Genomic DNA, 2,003 nt, shown 5'->3' with positions numbered 1-2,003 from the left:
GACTTGGCCGAGCGTGAGCCCCTTGCCTTTGGTGAGGCCCTGGAGCTTGTGCGCGGGAACCTGCGCCGCCTGGACTAGCCGCCAGGCGATCTTTTCGGTGCCTTCCCCGGCCTGGAACCGACCGACCGGCGCGAGGAGACTGACCGCGAACTGTGAGCCCACCAGGAGCCGCGGAGGCCGCTCAAACAGCAAGCCTCTTGCGATAGCGCCGTCCACGGGGCCGTTGCAGCGGCGGCAACGGACCATCGTTGCCCCAGTGACCTTTGAGGGCACCTGCGGCGGTATGATGCGCCGCGACATCCCGCTGCCAGGGGTCTCCCGTGCCCGCTCGCCCGATCAGCAGCCGTACTACTGCCTGGGCGGTACAACTTTCTGCAGCCGCGCTCAGGCCACCAGGCGCACCACCTGCCGCATCCGCTCCCTCTTGTCCGCTCCCACCATCGCCGCCGCGCCCGCCAGCATCACCAGCAACCCCAGCGTCACGTGCGCTGTCACCTTGTTCATGCCGCGCACCGTCAGCTCGTCGAGCAGCAGAAAATCCTTGAGCCGCGCATTCACCCGCTCGGCCGCCGTGCGGTGGCGGTACTCGCGCCGCCACTTCTTGCTCTCTCGCGCCAACCCCGGGAAGCGCCGCGGGTCCTCCCAAATGCTGATCTTGCGCACCGTGCCATAGGGCGAGGCGCTGCAGCGCCCGAAAGCCGTGCATCGCTCCGCCTGCCCGCACGCCACCGGGCAGCGCCACTTCAGGTAGTCCCCGTCGCGCCCGGCGTACACCATCCTATGGCCGCTGTCGCAAAGCTGCGTCCCCAGTTCGGTGCACAGGCTGGTCGCGCCCGCGAAGGGCTGATCCCGAGCGGCCCGCTGCTGCGTCAGCCGCATCTTGATGATCGGCAAGGCCTGCAGCTCCTGCAGCACATAGCGGCAGTTGTCCGTGCTGTCATAGCCCGCGTCAGCCACCACGAACCGGGTGCGAGACACCAACGGCTCGTGCGCGCGCTGCAGTTGCTCCAGCAGCGGTTCAAAGCGCGTTGTCTCATTCTCGTTGGCCGCCGTCACCTCGAAAGCCACCGGCAGTTCGGTCGGGCAGTCCACCACCAGATGCACCGAGTAGCCGAACCAGTAGTCCAGGTATTGCTCGACCCCGCCACTGGCCCGGCGCCGCCGCTGACGCTTGGGCCGCGCGCTCCACGCCGCGTCCGGATCGCTCTTGTCTTTGCGCAGCTCATTGCTGTAGGCATGCACCGCCGTGGCATCCACCGCCAGGCGCTCGCCCAGCCCCGGCAGCGCCGCGCGCAACTGCTCGACCAGCCGGTCAAACATCGCCTGCAACTGCGCCAGACCCGGCGCCGACGAGAGTACCTTCAACAAACGGCTGAAGTGGTAATCGTGCGGCACCCCCTCGAGACTCTCGATCCCCACCAACCAGCGTAACGAACCATTGCGCCGCAACTCGCGGATCAACTCGGCGTAGCTCTTGATCTGATAGACATACTTGGCGATCAGGCAGCGCCACAGCATCTCGTAAGGATAATCATCGCGGCGCTGCTGACGTTGCTCGCGCAACCAGCAAAGCAACGTTTCATCCGGCAGCGCCGCCAGCGTCAGCACCAAGCGCTCGTTGTCATCATGCGCGGCGACAAAATCCTCGAAGGGGAACAGCGTGCCCTGGCGAACATAACTCATGGGCTTCCTCCCGCGCGGTTTCTTTCGGCTTGATCACCTCAAGATTCCACGCGGCTGTAGGAAGCCCCTGTTGCTGGGGGGAGAAATTCGCCCTCCGGCCCTGAAAGCGGCGCCCACGCCCCCCGCACATTCGAATCTTGGGGGAAGCGTTTCTTTCGGCCATCGCATCAGGTCGAGAAGCTCCAGCCATCACGAGCTATCGCAAGAGCCTCGGTACCGTTCGAGCGGGTGCCGACCCCGCCGCCGAATCCGGGCCTTGACAGCGGCTTGGCCGTTGTGTATGCTATTCAACAAGACAGTTGAATAGGTGATTATCGTAT

The 2,003-nt window shown here is 65.4% G+C and carries 2 protein-coding genes; both read right to left on the bottom strand.

Annotated elements, in window-relative coordinates; translation table 11 throughout:
* Positions 1-192, bottom strand: a 192-nt coding sequence (locus tag VM221_02245) for a hypothetical protein (GenBank protein HUT73639.1), incomplete at its 3' end; no start/stop codon positions are given.
* Positions 193-384: 192 nt separating this feature from the next.
* Complete coding sequence (locus VM221_02240; protein HUT73638.1) at positions 385-1,683, bottom strand: transposase; 1,299 nt, start codon at positions 1,681-1,683, stop codon at positions 385-387.
* Positions 1,684-2,003: the final 320 nt, after the last annotated feature.

It is taken from the genome of Armatimonadota bacterium, from assembly GCA_035527535.1.
In the GTDB taxonomy this organism is placed as follows: domain Bacteria; phylum Armatimonadota; class Hebobacteria.
This window is presented reverse-complemented; position numbering and strand designations above follow the sequence as displayed.

Coding starts and splice junctions, on each gene's coding strand:
- VM221_02240 (HUT73638.1), bottom strand. CDS start 1,683: ATGAGTTATGTTCGCCAGGGCACGCTGTTCCCCTTCGAGGATTTTGTC.